General features: G+C 71.7%; 16 protein-coding genes. 9 read left to right on the top strand and 7 right to left on the bottom strand.

Features of this window, described 5'->3' with window-relative positions:
• Window positions 1–47 precede the first annotated feature (47 nt).
• Window positions 48–707, top strand: coding sequence for a tyrosine-protein phosphatase (locus DEI92_RS04200; protein ID WP_181434640.1), 660 nt, complete (start codon window positions 48–50; stop codon window positions 705–707).
• 207 nt (window positions 708–914) lie between these two features.
• Here DEI92_RS04200 and DEI92_RS04195 read toward each other — a convergent pair whose 3' ends face one another.
• Entirely contained in the window at window positions 915–1,238 is a 324-nt protein-coding gene (locus tag DEI92_RS04195; protein ID WP_111012492.1) for a hypothetical protein, read from the bottom strand.
• Between the two features lie 55 nt (window positions 1,239–1,293).
• The gene (locus DEI92_RS04190) at window positions 1,294–2,265 is read right to left on the bottom strand and encodes an aldo/keto reductase (protein ID WP_111012491.1); all 972 of its coding nucleotides are present in this window, start codon (window positions 2,263–2,265) and stop codon (window positions 1,294–1,296) included.
• 120 nt (window positions 2,266–2,385) lie between these two features.
• Between DEI92_RS04190 and DEI92_RS04185 the strand changes: the two genes are divergently transcribed.
• From DEI92_RS04185 to DEI92_RS04175, 3 genes are all read left to right on the top strand, one after another.
• The gene (locus DEI92_RS04185) at window positions 2,386–3,237 is read left to right on the top strand and encodes an SDR family oxidoreductase (RefSeq protein ID WP_111008819.1); all 852 of its coding nucleotides are present in this window, start codon (window positions 2,386–2,388) and stop codon (window positions 3,235–3,237) included.
• Window positions 3,238–3,344: 107 nt separating this feature from the next.
• Entirely contained in the window at window positions 3,345–3,737 is a 393-nt protein-coding gene (locus tag DEI92_RS04180; RefSeq protein ID WP_111008820.1) for a ChaB family protein, read from the top strand.
• Between the two features lie 87 nt (window positions 3,738–3,824).
• A complete protein-coding gene (locus tag DEI92_RS04175) occupies window positions 3,825–4,793 on the top strand; it encodes a beta-ketoacyl-ACP synthase 3 (RefSeq protein ID WP_111012490.1) in 969 nt (322 codons plus the stop codon).
• A 39-nt stretch (window positions 4,794–4,832) separates the two neighbouring features.
• Here DEI92_RS04175 and DEI92_RS04170 read toward each other — a convergent pair whose 3' ends face one another.
• From DEI92_RS04170 to DEI92_RS04150, 5 genes are all read right to left on the bottom strand, one after another.
• Window positions 4,833–5,777, bottom strand: coding sequence for a hypothetical protein (locus DEI92_RS04170; protein ID WP_181434639.1), 945 nt, complete (start codon window positions 5,775–5,777; stop codon window positions 4,833–4,835).
• Window positions 5,778–6,392: 615 nt separating this feature from the next.
• Window positions 6,393–6,785: a flagellar assembly protein FliW gene (locus DEI92_RS04165; protein ID WP_111012489.1), complete on the bottom strand. Its 393-nt coding sequence runs from the start codon at window positions 6,783–6,785 to the stop codon at window positions 6,393–6,395.
• Entirely contained in the window at window positions 6,782–7,675 is an 894-nt protein-coding gene (flgL, locus tag DEI92_RS04160) for a flagellar hook-associated protein FlgL (RefSeq protein ID WP_111012488.1), read from the bottom strand. The genes DEI92_RS04165 and flgL overlap by 4 nt, the downstream gene beginning before the upstream one ends.
• Before the next feature lie 5 nt (window positions 7,676–7,680).
• Entirely contained in the window at window positions 7,681–9,111 is a 1,431-nt protein-coding gene (gene flgK, locus DEI92_RS04155; protein ID WP_111012487.1) for a flagellar hook-associated protein FlgK, read from the bottom strand.
• A gap of 2 nt (window positions 9,112–9,113) precedes the next feature.
• Window positions 9,114–9,602 carry a flagellar protein FlgN gene (locus DEI92_RS04150; protein ID WP_111008825.1) on the bottom strand — a complete coding sequence of 163 codons (489 nt, stop codon included), beginning with the start codon at window positions 9,600–9,602 and terminating at the stop codon, window positions 9,114–9,116.
• 303 nt (window positions 9,603–9,905) lie between these two features.
• Between DEI92_RS04150 and DEI92_RS04145 the strand changes: the two genes are divergently transcribed.
• The 5 genes from DEI92_RS04145 to DEI92_RS04125 all read left to right on the top strand — a co-directional run bounded on the left by DEI92_RS04145 (window position 9,906) and on the right by DEI92_RS04125 (window position 14,411).
• A complete protein-coding gene (locus tag DEI92_RS04145) occupies window positions 9,906–10,727 on the top strand; it encodes a sigma-70 family RNA polymerase sigma factor (RefSeq protein WP_111008826.1) in 822 nt (273 codons plus the stop codon).
• Between the two features lie 135 nt (window positions 10,728–10,862).
• Window positions 10,863–12,059, top strand: a complete 1,197-nt coding sequence (locus DEI92_RS04140; RefSeq protein ID WP_111008827.1) for a flagellin — start codon at window positions 10,863–10,865, stop codon at window positions 12,057–12,059.
• Window positions 12,060–12,147: 88 nt separating this feature from the next.
• Window positions 12,148–13,587: a flagellar filament capping protein FliD gene (fliD, locus tag DEI92_RS04135; RefSeq protein WP_258370059.1), complete on the top strand. Its 1,440-nt coding sequence runs from the start codon at window positions 12,148–12,150 to the stop codon at window positions 13,585–13,587.
• Between the two features lie 4 nt (window positions 13,588–13,591).
• Window positions 13,592–14,071, top strand: a complete 480-nt coding sequence (fliS, locus tag DEI92_RS04130; RefSeq protein WP_111008828.1) for a flagellar export chaperone FliS — start codon at window positions 13,592–13,594, stop codon at window positions 14,069–14,071.
• 46 nt (window positions 14,072–14,117) lie between these two features.
• Window positions 14,118–14,411: a hypothetical protein gene (locus tag DEI92_RS04125; protein ID WP_111012486.1), complete on the top strand. Its 294-nt coding sequence runs from the start codon at window positions 14,118–14,120 to the stop codon at window positions 14,409–14,411.
• Window positions 14,412–14,432: the final 21 nt, after the last annotated feature.

Here is a 14,432-nt window from a genome sequence, read left to right as displayed (position 1 = left end):
CGGCTCCGCGCCGGGGGCGTCGTCGTGTCCGGTGGCAGACTGACGCGGTGACCACGACGACACCGCCCACGCTCGCGAACTTCCGTGAGGTCGGCGGACCCGGGTTCCAGGCGGGGCGGACCCGCACCGTCTACCGCTCGAACACCGAGGACGTGCCGGCCACCGCCTACCCCGTCGTGCTCGAGACGGTCGTGGACCTGCGCCGCGGCGACGAGGTCGCCGCGCTCGCGCACCCGCTCCGCGCGGCCGCGGGCTACCGGAACGTGCCGCTGTTCGACCCCGCGGCCGGTGAGGAGTCGGCCCCCGACGCCCTCGAGCTCCGCGACCAGTACGTGGACTGGCTCGTGCGGCACCGAGCGACGATGCTCCTCGTGTTCCGCGCCCTGGCCGAGACCGAGGGCGACGTGCTGGTCTGTTGCTCCGCGGGCAAGGACCGCACCGGCGTCGTCAGCGCGTTGCTCGCCCGGCTCTGGGGCGCGGACCTCGACCGCATCGGCGCGGACTACGCCGCGACCGGGGCGGCGCTGGCGGACCGTTTCGCCCGCGAACGCGCCGAGGCTGCCGACGCCGAGCACTTCGACCGGAACGCCCGATCGGAGGCCGCCACGGCCGTCGCGGTCGTCGAGCACGTGGAGGAGCGGTTCCTGTCCGTCCGCGGCTACCTGCGCTGGCTCGGGCTGAGCGACCGCGAGGTCGACCGGCTCTGACCCGGATCCGACCTGGCACGGCACCCAGGACCGCGAGATCGCACAGCACCGCGAGATCGCACAGCACCGCGAGGTCGCACAGCACCGCGAGATCGCGGAAGATGCCGCCCCGGAGTGTTCCAGAGCGGCATCTCCTGCGATCTCGCGGATCGGGTCCCGGGTCCCGGATCCCGGAGCCGGGCCCCGGGCATCGGCCGGGTCAGCCCGTTACGGCACGTCGGCGCCGTCCGCGCGGTCGCCGCCCGGTGCCTCCTGGTCGTCCTGTTGGGTCCCCGAGGACGCGTCGCCGGCCGCATCGGCCGCGCCGACCATCGCGTCGCCGCCGCGCGCGTCGTCACCGAGTGCGGCCAGGGCGCTCTGCTCCCGCTCGCCCCGGTCCTCCCGGTCGAGGCCGGACGAGCCGTCCTCGGCGCGACCCATCTGCTCCGGGTGCTGGTCCATGTGCCGGTCGCCCGACTCGGATGCCTCGTGCTGCAGGCTCGCACCCACGCTCGCGGCACCCTCGTTCATCCCGCCGCGGTCGTTCACCATGTCGTCGTCCTCTCCGAGTTCTCGGCCACCGGATGGGTGACCGGCGCGTCCGTCGTCACCAGGCGTAGTCCTCCGGGGACGTCTTGTGCCCCGGGAAGATCTCGTCGAGGCGGTCGAGCGCCGCCTGGTCGAGGTGGATGTCCACGGATGCCACCGCCGACTCGAGCTGCTGCATCGTCCGCGGGCCGGTGATCGGCGCGGTCACGCCCGGCTGGTGGAGCAGCCACGCGAGCGCGAGCTCGCCCGGCGCGTGGCCGATCTCCTTCGCGAACGCCTCGTACTGCTCGATCGCGGGTCGGTTCGCCTCGAGGGCCTCCTTCGCGCGACCCTCGAGCCGGCGCGAGCCCTCCTCGGTCTTCTCGATGACGCCACCGAGCAGACCGCCCTGGAGCGGCGACCAGGGGATCATCCCGAGGCCGTACGCGCGCGCGGCGGGCAGGGTCTCGCGCTCGACGTCGCGCACGAGCAGGTTGTAGATCGACTGCTCGCTGACGAGGCCGACGAAGTTCCGGCGCGCGGCGGCCTCCTGCGCCTGGGCGATGTGCCACCCGGCGAAGTTGCTCGACCCGGCGTACAGGACCTTGCCCTGCTGGACGGCGACCTCCATCGCCTGCCAGATCTCTTCCCAGGGCGTCTCCCGGTCGATGTGGTGGAACTGGTACAGGTCGACGTGGTCCGTCTGCAGCCGGCGGAGCGAGTCGTCGAGCTGACGACGGATCGCCAGGGCCGAGAGCTTCGACTCGTTCGGCCAGTCGCCCATGTCGCCGTACAGCTTGGTCGCGATGACCGTGCGTTCGCGGCGGCCGCCGCCCTGCGCGAACCAGCGGCCGACGATCTGCTCGGTGACGCCCTCGCCCTTCTGCCAGCCGTACACGTTGGCGGTGTCGAAGAAGTTGACGCCGAGGTCGTGGGCGCGGTCCATGATCGCGAACGAGTCCTCCTCGCTCGTCTGTGGTCCGAAGTTCATGGTGCCGAGCACGGCGCGGGAGACGGACAGGCCGGTGCGTCCGAGGTGTGTGTATTCCATGCCTCCGGGTCTACGCCTCCCGCTGAGCGCGGGTCCAGGAGCAGCGGACCAGCCTGGGTGCCGTGCGTCCGCCACGCATCGCCAACGGACGCCGACGGAGCAACGACAGGAGAGGACCACATGAGCGACCAGCAGCAGCCCCCGCAGCAGCAGGACACCCCCGGCAGTGAAGCCGAGCTCGGCCCCAAGGCGGACCACGGCGAGCAGTCGTACAAGGGCTCGGGCAAGATGACCGGCAAGCGTGCCGTCATCACGGGCGGCGACAGCGGCATCGGCAAGGCCGTGGCCATCGCGTTCGCCCGTGAGGGTGCCGACGTGCTCATCAGCTACCTCCCGGACGAGGAGGAGGACGCCCAGGACACGAAGCACTGGATCGAGGACGCCGGCCGGAAGGCCGTCCTGTTCCCCGGTGACCTGTCCGACCCGGCGTACTGCCGCTCCGTGATCGCGACGGCGGTCGAGGAGTTCGGCGGCCTCGACGTGCTCGTCAACAACGCCGCGTTCCAGATGACGCACGAGACGCTCGAGGAGATCCCCGACGAGGAGTGGGACCACACCATCGCCACGAACCTCAGCGCCTACTTCCACCTCGCGAAGGCCGCCCTGCCGCACATGGAGGCGGGCGCGTCGATCATCGGCACGAGCTCGGTCAACTCGGACAACCCCGTGCCGACGCTCCTGCCCTACGACGTGACGAAGGCCGGCATCGCGAACTTCTCGGCTGCGCTCGCGCAGCTCGTCGGGTCGCGCGGCATCCGCGTGAACAGCGTCGCGCCAGGGCCGATCTGGACGCCGCTCATCCCGTCGACGATGCCCGAGGAGCAGGTCGAGTCGTTCGGGTCGCAGGCGCCGCTCGGTCGCGCCGGCCAGCCCGCGGAACTCGCCCCGGTGTACGTGCTCCTCGCCAGTGACGACGGCAGCTACGTGTCCGGTGCCCGCATCGCCGTCACCGGCGGCACGCCGATCCTCTGATCCGCGACCACGGGACGGACGGGAGGCGCGACATCGAAACCGGTGCCGCGCCTCCCGTCCGACACCCGGCCGTGTGGGGTACGACTGGACCAGCGAGAGGAGTCACCATGCCCGCGAAGGACGAGATCCCGAGCACCCTGCAGCGCTCGGATGAGCACGCGCAGGAGATCTACGCGAAGACGCTCGACTCGGCGAACGAGACCTACGGCCCCGGGGAGCGCGCCCACCGGACCGCGTTCGCCGCCGTCAAGCACGAGTACGAGAAGATCGGCGACCACTGGGAGCGCAAGGCGGAGAACGGTCCGTCCGACTCCGGTGCAGCCGGGAGTCGTGACGACGGTGAGACCCAGCAGGGCGTCGACGCGAACGCGTCCAAGCAGCACCTCATGGACGTGGCGAAGCGGCTCGACGTCAGCGGGCGATCGTCGATGACCAAGGACGAACTCGTCGACGCGATCAAGAAGGCCAACGCGAAGGCGACGCGCGACGCCCGCTCGTGAACGTGCACGAGGGCCCCAAGACGGGGTCGGGTTCGTTGTCGTGCGCACTGCACGGTCGCCGGGCGCGCGTCGACTAGCGTCGATCCGGTGAACGACGCGAACACGCCCGGCAGCCGCATCATCGGCCTCGGGCACCACCAGCCCGCCCGGATCATGACGAACGACGACCTCGCGGCGATCGTCGACACGAACGACGAGTGGATCCGGACCCGAACCGGGATCCGCACGCGGCACATCGCGTCCGAGGCCGACACCGTCACGAGCATGGCGATCGAGGCCGGCCGTGCCGCCATCGCCGACGCGGGCATCGACCCCGCCGAGATCGACCAGGTGTTCGTCGCGTCGACCTCCGCCACCGACCGCGCGCCGTACACCGCCGGACGCGTCGCCGTCGCGCTCGGACTCACTGCCGGCCCGGCGCCCATCGACATCAACACCGCCTGCTCCGGCTTCGAGTACGCGCTCGCCCTCGCCGACCAGTCCATCCGGCTCGGCAGCGCCACGACCTCGCTCGTGATCGCGTCCGAGAAGATCTCCGGCCTCGTCGACTGGACCGACCGGTCGACGTGCGTCCTCATCGGCGACGCAGCCGGAGCCGCCGTCGTCCAACGCAGCGACACCGCCGAGATCGGCCCGGTGTCCTGGGGGAGCGTCCCGCACCTGCTCGAGGCCGTGCTCGTCGACGGGGACCCGCAACGGTTCTCGCAGGAAGGCCGCTCGATCTACCGCTGGGCGATCACCGAGGCGGAGGGGCACGCGCGCCGCATCGTCGAGAAGGCCGGGATGACGATGGACGAGATTCAGGTGCTCGCGTTCCACCAGGCGAACCTCCGGATCATCGAGCCGCTCGCCAAGGCGCTCGGGGGCGACACGAAGTTCGTGATCACCGACGTGCAGGAGTCCGGGAACACCTCGGCCGCGAGCGTGCCGCTCGGGTTGTCGAAGGCGTGGGCGGCCGGGGAACTGCCCGAGGGCGTGCCCGCGCTGCTGTTCGGGTTCGGCGGGGGCTTCGCGCACGCCGGACAGGTCGTCCGGACGCCGGTCCGGCGGGGCTGAGGCCACCGTCGGCGCGGCCGCGACGCGCCCGGCCGCTCGCTACGACGCGGGCGTGTCCGTGCCCGTGTCCGGGTCGGCCCAGAGGTCGTCCGTGTCGGCAGGACGACGCCAGGGCAGGGCGCGCTGCCGGCGCCGCGAGGTCCCGGCCTCGACGCCCGGGGCGACGTCGCGCCCGCGTCGAGCTCGCTCGGGGCGCGGCGACACCGGGAGCGGGAAGTGTGCCGGCGGCGGGCCGAACGCCGTCCGCGAGCCGTCGATCACCTTGCGGCCGAGCGCGTGGTTCCCGACGCCGCCGATGACCGCACCGATCCCGAACGGCACCGCGCGGCCGAGCACGCTCGCCCCCTGCCGCGCCAGGAAGCGCTTGACGAACGAGTCACGGAGCCGCCCGCCGATGCCGCTGACGACCGAGCGGGGCAGGCTCGACGTGACGAGTTCGCCCCAGAACGCCGTCCGCGTCGGGCCACCCCCGGCCTGGGCCGCGAGCTGCTTGACGAGCGAGGTTCCGGGCGCGCCGAGGATCATCGCCATCACGAGCGTCCGCGCTCGTTCGGGGTCGGTCACCGCGATGCCGTGCACCTCGGTGACCGACTGGGCGAACAGGGCGCTCGCCTCGAGGAACGCCGCCGTCTCCGCGCCCGTGAGGCCGAGGCTCGTCGCGAACCCGACCCCGGGGATCACCGCGCTCGCTCCGACCGCGGCGCCGCCCGTCGACACGGCGGTGAGGTACTGGCGCTCGAGGATCGCGATGACCTCGGCCGGTGTGGCGTCCGGGCGGCGCCGACGGATCCGGTCGACGTGTGCGACCACCACCGGGCGTTGCACGCTGAGCACGCGGTCGAGCGTCGCCGACCAGCGAGTGGACGCCAGGCCGCTCGGGCCGGGTACGTCGGTCTGCGCCTCGACCGAGGTGTTGTCGGTCGGGACCGTGACGGGAAGGGGGACGATGGCGTTTCGATCGCCCGGGGTGCCTCGTTTGGCCATTCGTGCACCCTACGCTCGGCGGTTTCGCGGGTGCCGGGGCCGGTGCGTTCCGGCCGCCCTGCCTGCGCGCTTCTTCCGCTTCAGACTGCGCGTGGGGGCGGCGATGGGGCGGAGGGGTAAGCCCGCGCGGGGGAGCGTCGGCAGCTCGGCCCGCGGGCGGCGTCGGCGTCGTGGACGCGTGCTGGCGGCGTGGACGCCGGTCGCGCGCTCCGGGGATCCGTGAACGGGGCCCGCACCGACCGTGCGCGCCCGGCGGGTGCCGGTCCGGCGGGAACGAGGTGGGCCTCCCGGTCGGTGGCGGCACCGGCGGCTGTCGGCGACGCGACCAGAGCGGGCGTGACGAGTCGACGGCATGCAGTGATGCTCGTGGAGCTCCGGGCGCGCCCACGCACCGGGAGCACTGGACTGGGGACGGGCCTGCTCGTGGATCACCTGGGGAGGAGTGTCGTCACCGTCGGAAGCGAGTGGTGCGTCACCTGGTGACGATCCCGCTGTCGTCCGTCATCGGCGATGTCGTCGTATGCGCGGGAACCAGATGCACGCGTCTTCGGTGACGGTGTGCGTGTCGGACGACCGCTGACCTGTCGGGAAACCAGCGGGAGCGGCGGGGCGGCGTCAGCGGCGCGCGAGCACCGCTCGGAGGGGGTGGTCCTGCCCCTCGAGGATGAGCTGCGCGCCGATGCCGGTCCGGGCGTTGACGATGACCGGCGCGAGCAGGTTCACCGTCGTGCCGCTCTCGGCGGGGTTCGCGACGACGAGGAGCATCGCCTCGCCCGCGTCGCGGAGGTCGAGGAGCGCGGTCTGCTCCTCGGTGATGACGGGCGCGTAGTCGGGCAGGTGCACGGCGGCGTCGAGGACGAACAGGCGTGGGTCCTCGGTGCCGGCAGCGGTGGTGCCGTGCCCGGCGAGGGCGAAGAGCCCCTCGGCACCGGTGACCTCCTGCAGGGTGAACGACGTGAAGGGTTCGAGACCGAACGGTGGGACGGTGAACGTCAGCGGGATGTTCATGAGAGGTAGTCCATCAGGGTCGGCTGCAGCGTCTTCGCGGTGACGGCGAGGGCTGCCTGGTAGTTGGTCTGCTGGAGCTGCAGGTCGAGGATCGCCTTGGCGACGTCCTTGTCCTCGATCTGGGAGCGCTGTCCCTCGAGGTCGGTGGACCGGGACGCGAGGGTCGACTGCGCGGTGATGACCGAGGAGTGTCGGGTGCCGACGTCGCCCTGGACGCCACGGACGGCGGCGATCCGGCTGTCGACCTGACTGATCCGCGCGCTGACGTCGGCACCGGACTGCAGGTCGCTGCTGATGTCGTCGATGAGGCTGAACACCGAGTCACTCCCGGTCCCGAAGACGGCGCTGCCGTCGGTGTCGACGCGCACGGTCGTCCCCGACGCGATCCGGCGCTGCACGCCGACGTCGGTGCCGTCGGTCGACCCGTTGTAGGTGAAGTCGCTGCCGTACGCGGCGGACGCGTCCGTGTTGCCGGCGAAGACGGCCCGACCGCCGTACTGCGTGTTGGCGTCCTGGAGCAGGTCCTGCTTGAGTCCCTGGAGCTCGGTGACGATCGCGTTCCGGTCGGTGTCGTTCATGGTGCCGCTGTTGGATCCCTGCACGGTGAGGTCCCGGACCTTGTTCATGACCGAGTACACGCTCGCGAGCGCGGAGTCGGTCGTGGCCAGCCACCCGGCGCCGTCGTCGGCGTTGCGGGAGTACTGCGCGTTCTGGGCCTGGGCGCTCCGCACGGTGATCGACTTGCCGGTACCGCTGGGGTCGTCCGACGGGACGGTGATGTGCTTCAGGCTCGACGCCTGGTCCTGCAGCTGCGCGAGCCGCGCGGCACCGGTATGGAGACGCTGTTGCGCCGCCGCCATGGACATCTGGGTCGTGACACGAGTGAGCATGACGATCAGCTGATCCCGACGACGCCGACGTGGTTGATGAGGGTGTCGAGCATCTGGTCGACCGCGGTGAGCACGCGCGCGGCCCCCTGGTAGGCGTGCTGGTAGGTGAGCAGGTTCACGTTCTCCTCGTCGAGGTCGACGCCGGCCCCGGACTGCTGCTGCGTCTTGGCGCTCGTCGCGGCGAGTCCGGTGAGGGTGGTCTGGGTCGCGGCCGTCCTCGACGTCGTGCCGATGCCGGTGACGACGTCCGACCAGGTCCGGTCGGGGGCGTCCGCGGCGGAGCCGATCTGGCCGATGGTGTCCGCGATGCTGCCGCTGTACGAGCCGTCCCCGGTCCGGACGGCGATGCCGGCGGCGTCGGTCGGGACGACGGTGAGGCCCTGCGCGGCCGGGACACCGGCCGCGATCGCGAAGAAGTCCGTGCCGGTGGCACCCGCGGGGGTGTACCCGGTCTCGTGCACGGCGTTCACCTGCGTGGCGAGCGCGGTCGCGACACGGTCGTACCCCGCGGAGGCCTCGGCGAGGGCGCCCCCGGTGCCGTCGGCGTTCGCGGGCGCGAGGACGCTGAGCGTGCCGGCGATGCTGCCGCCGTCCAGTGTGACGGCCGAGCCGGACCCGCCGACCCACGACAGGGTCACCGGGGAGGCGGCGGCGCCGCGCAGCGTGTCGGAACCGGTGACGGCCACGGCGTGGGCGGACGTGCCGTCGACGATCGCGTTCCCGCCGATGACCACGTCGACCGTGCCGTCGCCGTTGTCCCGCACCGTGGCGCCGGACAGGGACGCCATCTGTTCGGTGAGCACGTCGCGTTGGTCCATCAACTCGTTCGTCGAGCCGCCCCCTGCGGCGGTGGTGCGGATGCGGTCGTTGAGCGCCGCGACCTGGGTCGCCGCGGTGTTGAGCTGCCCGACCGCGTCGCCGACGTCGGACCGCGCGGAGGCCCACTGCGCGTCGATCGCCTGGGATCCGGTCCGCAGCGTGCTCGCCACCTGCGTGGCCGAGCTGAGCACGACGCCGCCGGACGCGGTGTCCCCGGGGTTGTTCTGGAGGTCCGACCAGGCCGACCACATCGTGTCCAGCTGGCTGGACAGTCCGTTCGCCCCGGGTTCGTTCAACGACGTCTCGAGGTCGGACAGTGCGGACGAGCGAGCCGACGCGTACCCCGAGGCGGACGCGGAGGCACGGACCTGCGTGTCGAGCGTCATGGTCGCGAGTCGGGCGATGCCCTCGACGGAGACGCCCTGGCCGGCGGTCGCGACCGTACCGGTGAGGAGCCCGGTCGCGGCGACCGGCGGGATGGACGTCTGCGTGATCCGCTGCCGGGTGTACCCGGTCGTCCCCGCGTTCGCGATGTTCTGACCCACGACGTCGAGTCCGGCACGCGCGGCGGAGAGCCCGGAGTAGGCGGTTGCGAGCGATCCGAAGGTGCTGACCATGACTACAGGCTCCCGTCGAAGAAGTGCGCACCGGCGGCGCCGGCGTCGGCGGACCCGCGGCCGTCGTACGTCGCGACCTCGCCGACCGCACCGGCCAGGGTCTCCTGCGTGGCGCGCGCCGCCGCTCGGAGGAACCGCTCGTTCTCGTCCCGCAGCGCGGCGACCTGCGCGGTCAGCTCGATCATCGCGCGGAGGTGCGCAGCGAGGATCTCGCCCCACGGCCCCTCCGGCGCGGCGGCCGACACGATCTCGCGGAGGGGTGCGTCGGTCGGCGCGCCGAGCTGCTCGGCGACGGCGGCGCTCTCGACGCTGCGCTCGAGGCCGACGGCGCGCAGCCGCTCGAGGACCTGTTCGACCTCACGGCTCGCGTGGTCGACCCACCGCGAGCGTCCGGCGGTCAGGAGCAGCTGCTCCTCCTCGAGCTTGAAGGTGAGGAGCTCGAGGAGCTCGCGTTCCCGCCACAGCACGGCGGACAGTTCGTTCATGCCCAAGGTCTCCTCCCGGTGATCGGCTCGCTGCGTCGACGAGCACTATCGGTCCGCACGTCCACCGCCGTTAGGAGCGACGGTGGGAGCGACCTGGGCGCACTAGCCGAACCCCCGGAGGGGCACCAGTGGCACCGCGCCTCCACTTCGGGGGGACGGGAACCGCCTTGTCCCCCGAAATGCCGACCCAGGGCGCCCAGGAAACCCCCGGACTGGGGCCGGGAGAGGTCTCCTGTCCCCCTCAGCTCGTCGATAGGTTCATGACTGCACCGCGGGCGACCGCACCGATCATCGAGGGGGAGACACCGGATGGACCGCACGGCACGGAACGCACTCGTGGTGGAGAACCTCCCGCTGGTGGGGTACCTCGTCGCCGAGGTCTGCGCCCGTGCGACCCACCTGTCGCGCGACGACATGGCCTCCGTCGGTGCCCTGGCGCTCGTCACCGCCGCAGACGCGTACGACCCCTCGCTCGGGGTGCCGTTCGGTGCGTACGCCCGCACGCGCATCACCGGGGCGTTCGCCGACGACATGCGCGCCGGCGACTGGGCCAGCCGTGGGACGCGCAAGCGCATCAAGGAGACCCTCGCCGTGCAGGACACCCTGACGGCGCAGCTCGGACGCGCGGTGTCGGTCCAGGAGCTCGCGGACGCCATGGGGGTCGACCGCCAGTCCGCGGCGGACGCCCTCGCCGACGCGGGCCGGACGGTCACCACGATCGACGAGACCGTGCACGACTCGCTCGCGGCCGAGGTCCCGTTGCCCGGTGACGACCTCCTCGCCACCGAGCGCACCCGCTACCTCCGCGCCGCCGTCGCCGCTCTGCCGGAGCGCATGCGGTTCATCGTCGAGGCCGTGTACTTCGGGGACCGCACCGTCACCGAGGTCGCCGAGGAGCTCGGGATCACCCACTCGGCGGTGTCGCAGCAGCGGTCCGAGGCGATGCGCCTGCTCCACGACGGCCTGACCGCCCACTACGGCGACAGCGACGACGTCGTCGTCGAGCCGCGCTCCCGCACGACGGCCGCGCGACGCAGCGCCTACCTCGCACGGGTCGCCTCGAACGCGGCGGTCGGCATGGCCCGCGCCGTGATCGAGCCCCTCGCCGGAACTGCCGCCGCGGCGAGCTGAGAACGTCGGGAGCACGGCACGCGGAAATCGGTCCGCACCGTCTCCTAACGGCTCCGGCCGCACGGCCGAGAGTCCTCGATGCCAGCCCATGGACGGGCCGGCGCACCACACCCACATTTCACGGAGGAAATCACCATGGGTATGTCCATCAACACCAACCTCTCGGCACTCGACACGTACCGGAACCTCAACGCGACCCAGAACGACCTGTCGAACTCGCTCGAGAAGCTCTCGAGCGGTCTGCGGATCAACAAGGCCGCCGACGACGCCGCCGGTCTGTCGATCTCCGAGGGCCTGAAGTCGCAGGTCGGTGGCCTCACGGTCGCGGCCCGCAACGCCCAGGACGGCATCTCCGTCGTGCAGACCGCTGAAGGTGGCCTCACCGAGGTCCACTCGATCCTCCAGCGCATGCGTGACCTCGCCGTGCAGGCCGGCAACGACTCGAACAACGCCGACTCGCGCACCGCGATCACGACCGAGGTCTCGTCGCTCCAGTCGGAGCTCAGCCGCATCGCCTCGTCCACGAACTTCAACGGCACGTCGCTGCTCAACAGCAACAGCACGCTGAAGTTCCAGGTCGGCGCGAACGGTGACGCCAACAGCCAGATCTCGGTCGACCTGTCCGGCGCCAACGTGAACAAGGTCGTCGACGCGCTCGGCGCGACGCAGTCCGACGGCACCGCGTTCACGATCAAGAGCGGCACGAACATCAACACCGCCTTCCAGGGCAAGTCGCTCTCGTTCGAGGCCGGCAAGGGCACCTCGTCGGACCTCAAGGTCACGACGGGCACCCTCACGGGCTCGAACGCCGACGGCACGTTCACGTCGGTCGACGATCTCGTGTCCTCGCTGAACGGTGACGCCACGTTCTCGAAGAACTTCACCGCCACCGCGGTGAAGGACGTGAACGGCGCGACCACCGGCTTCAACGTCCGCGCGAACGACGGCAGTGCGGTCGACACCGTCAGCCCGCTCGGGACGGCGGACACCACCGGCACCCTGACGGGCGCCGCCGGTTCGTCCACGACGGGCCTGCAGTTCGACACCGCGGACCACGCCCAGGCGGCGATCCGTGCCATCGACGCGCAGATCACGGCCGTGTCGACCGCCCGCTCGAACCTCGGTGCCGTCCAGAACCGCTTCGATCACGCCATCAACGTGACGAACGTGGCGAAGGAGAACCTCACCGCGGCGCAGTCGCGGATCACCGACGTCGACATGGCGGAGGAGATGGTCAACTACACGCGCGACAACATCCTGAGCCAGGCCGGCACGGCGATGCTCGCGCAGGCGAACCAGAGCACGCAGGGCGTCCTCTCGCTGCTCAAGTAACACCCCTGGCGGCCGCCGCCGTACGGATCCGTTCGGGTGATCCGTGCGGCGGCGTCGCTGCCGTCGAACGACCGGAAGGAGCCCCACGGTGTCCACCACCTCCGCCTTGACGACCACCTCGACGTCGGCATCGGGCACGCTCGGCATCGACGGCCTCGCCAGTGGCCTCGACACCACGAGCATCATCAACTCGCTCATGTCGATCGAGCAGCTGCCGCAGTCGCTGCTCCAGGACAAGGTCACGTCGACGAGCGCGTTCATCTCGTCGCTGCAGACGATCAACGGCCTGTTCGCGACCATGGCGACGAAGGCCACGGCCGCCGCCACGAGCACCTCCCTCAACCTCCTCACCGCGTCGAGCTCGTCCTCCGCGGTCACCGCGAGCGTGTCGAGCACCGCGGCCGCCGGGAGCGTCAGCTTCACGGTCGGGAGCACCGCCGCAGCGCAGGTCGGCGTCACCGCCGCGATGACGACGTGGTCGAGCAGCGCGCCGACGCTCACAGTCGTCTCCGCGAGCGGTGCGAAGACCGAGATCAGCCCGGCCTCCGGCTCGCTCGACGACGTCGTCAGCGCGATCAACAAGGCAGGCGCCGGCGTCACCGCGACGAAGGTCGCCGCGGGGACGACGGCCGACGGCACGAAGCAGTACCGGCTCCAGCTCACCGCGACGGCCTCGGGGTCGGCGGGCGCGTTCACCCTCTACCGCGGCTCGGGCAGCGACGTCGACGCGGGGACCGCGACGAACGTCCTCACCGAGTCCGGTGCCGCCGTCGTGCAGCAGGCGTCCGACGCCTCGGTCACGCTGTGGGCGGGCACCGCGGCCGCGCAGACGATCACGAGCTCGACGAACACGTTCACCGACCTCGTGCCCGGACTCACCGTGAACGTGTCGGCGGTGTCCGCGTCACCGGTCACGGTCACCGTCGCCCAGGACACGACGAAGGCCACCGCGGTCGCGTCCGGCCTGGTCGACGCACTCAACGCGATCACGAGCTACTACTCGTCGAACACGAGTGTGTCGACGTCGACGAGCGCCACCGACGGCTCGCAGTCCACGACCGCGGGCGTGCTCCTCGGCGACGCGACGACGCGGGACGCCGTGCAGCAGATCACGAGCGCGATGTCGACCCCGGTGAACGGGCAGTCCCCGTCCTCGATCGGCATCGAGATCACGAAGGACGGCGACTTCACCTTCGACTCGGACGCGTTCCAGGCCGCGCTCGCGACGGACCCCGCCGGCACGCAGAAGATCCTCTCGGGCCTGGCGCAGAACGTCGCGAACGTCGCGAACGGCGCGTCCGACAAGTACAGCGGTTCGATCACGACCGCGATCACGGGGCAGCAGTCCGTGGTCACGGACCTCAACCAGCAGATCAGCGACTGGGACACGCGGCTCGCGGACCGCCGTGCGACGCTGCAGGAGGAGTACACGAACCTCGAGACGAACCTGTCCACCCTGAAGTCGCAGTCGACCTGGCTCACGAGCCAGATCTCGTCGCTGCCCTCGTACTCGTCGTCGAGCAAGTGACCCGATGAACGCCTTCGACCTCGCCTCCGCCGCCGCGTTCCGTCGCGCCGCCGCCGAGGGCACCGCCGCTGACGACCGTCGCCGCGCGCAGTACGCGACCCAGTCGGTGCTGTCCGCGACCCCGGCCCAGCTCGTCACGATGCTCTACGACCGGCTGCTCCTCGACCTGCACCGCGCCGAACAGGCGCAGACCACCGCCGACTGGTCGACCGCTCGGGAGCAGCTCATGCACGCGCAGGCGATCGTGGGGGAGCTGTCCACGTCGCTCCGCATCGACGTGTGGGACGGCGGGGAGGGGCTGCTCGCCATCTACAACTACGCGTCGACCGCGCTGATCACCGCGAACGTGCACCACGACGTCGACGCGACACGGCAGTGCATCCGTCTGCTCGAGCCGCTCCGTGCCGCGTGGCACGACGCCGCCGCGGCGTTGCCCGCGTCGGCGACGGCGACCGGGACCGGGGGAGCACTCGGTGTCGCCTGAGTGGTCGACGCCCGGCGAGCAGTCCGGTCAGGATCGCGGCGACGCAGTGACCGTGGACGCGCACTCGGCGTGGGACCGCGTCCTCACCGACCTCGAGGTCGCGGTCGCCCGCGCCGACGCCGTCGGCGTCGCGGTCCCGGAGTGGACCCCGCCGACCGGACTGGGACGGATCCCGCGCGAGCTCGTGGGTCGGGCCTCCCGGCTGCTCGCAGCGCAGCGGGACGCCGTCGCGCGCGTCGACGCGGCCAGGAGGGACGTCGCCGCGCACCTGGGCGCGCTGCGGTCCGTCGCGTCGTCGCGGGCGCCGGAACCGGCTCGGTACCTCGACGTCACGGGCTGACCGACCCCCGTTCGGGGCGAC

Source organism: Curtobacterium sp. MCBD17_034 (assembly GCF_003234515.1).
Taxonomy (GTDB): Bacteria; Actinomycetota; Actinomycetes; order Actinomycetales; family Microbacteriaceae; genus Curtobacterium.
The sequence above is the reverse complement of the archived record's forward strand: the minus strand, read 5'-3'. Positions and strand labels throughout refer to the sequence as shown.

Excerpts from the sequence above, each read along its gene's own strand:
- fliS (WP_111008828.1), top strand. The coding sequence starts at position 13,592 with ATGAACGCCTTCGACCTCGCCTCCGCCGCCGCGTTCCGTCGCGCCGCC.
- DEI92_RS04170 (WP_181434639.1), bottom strand. The coding sequence starts at position 5,777 with ATGGCCAAACGAGGCACCCCGGGCGATCGAAACGCCATCGTCCCCCTT.
- DEI92_RS04145 (WP_111008826.1), top strand. The coding sequence starts at position 9,906 with ATGGACCGCACGGCACGGAACGCACTCGTGGTGGAGAACCTCCCGCTG.
- DEI92_RS04140 (WP_111008827.1), top strand. The coding sequence starts at position 10,863 with ATGGGTATGTCCATCAACACCAACCTCTCGGCACTCGACACGTACCGG.
- DEI92_RS04185 (WP_111008819.1), top strand. The coding sequence starts at position 2,386 with ATGAGCGACCAGCAGCAGCCCCCGCAGCAGCAGGACACCCCCGGCAGT.
- DEI92_RS04195 (WP_111012492.1), bottom strand. The coding sequence starts at position 1,238 with ATGGTGAACGACCGCGGCGGGATGAACGAGGGTGCCGCGAGCGTGGGT.
- DEI92_RS04190 (WP_111012491.1), bottom strand. The coding sequence starts at position 2,265 with ATGGAATACACACACCTCGGACGCACCGGCCTGTCCGTCTCCCGCGCC.
- DEI92_RS04180 (WP_111008820.1), top strand. The coding sequence starts at position 3,345 with ATGCCCGCGAAGGACGAGATCCCGAGCACCCTGCAGCGCTCGGATGAG.
- DEI92_RS04165 (WP_111012489.1), bottom strand. The coding sequence starts at position 6,785 with ATGAACATCCCGCTGACGTTCACCGTCCCACCGTTCGGTCTCGAACCC.
- flgK (WP_111012487.1), bottom strand. The coding sequence starts at position 9,111 with ATGGTCAGCACCTTCGGATCGCTCGCAACCGCCTACTCCGGGCTCTCC.
- flgL (WP_111012488.1), bottom strand. The coding sequence starts at position 7,675 with ATGCTCACTCGTGTCACGACCCAGATGTCCATGGCGGCGGCGCAACAG.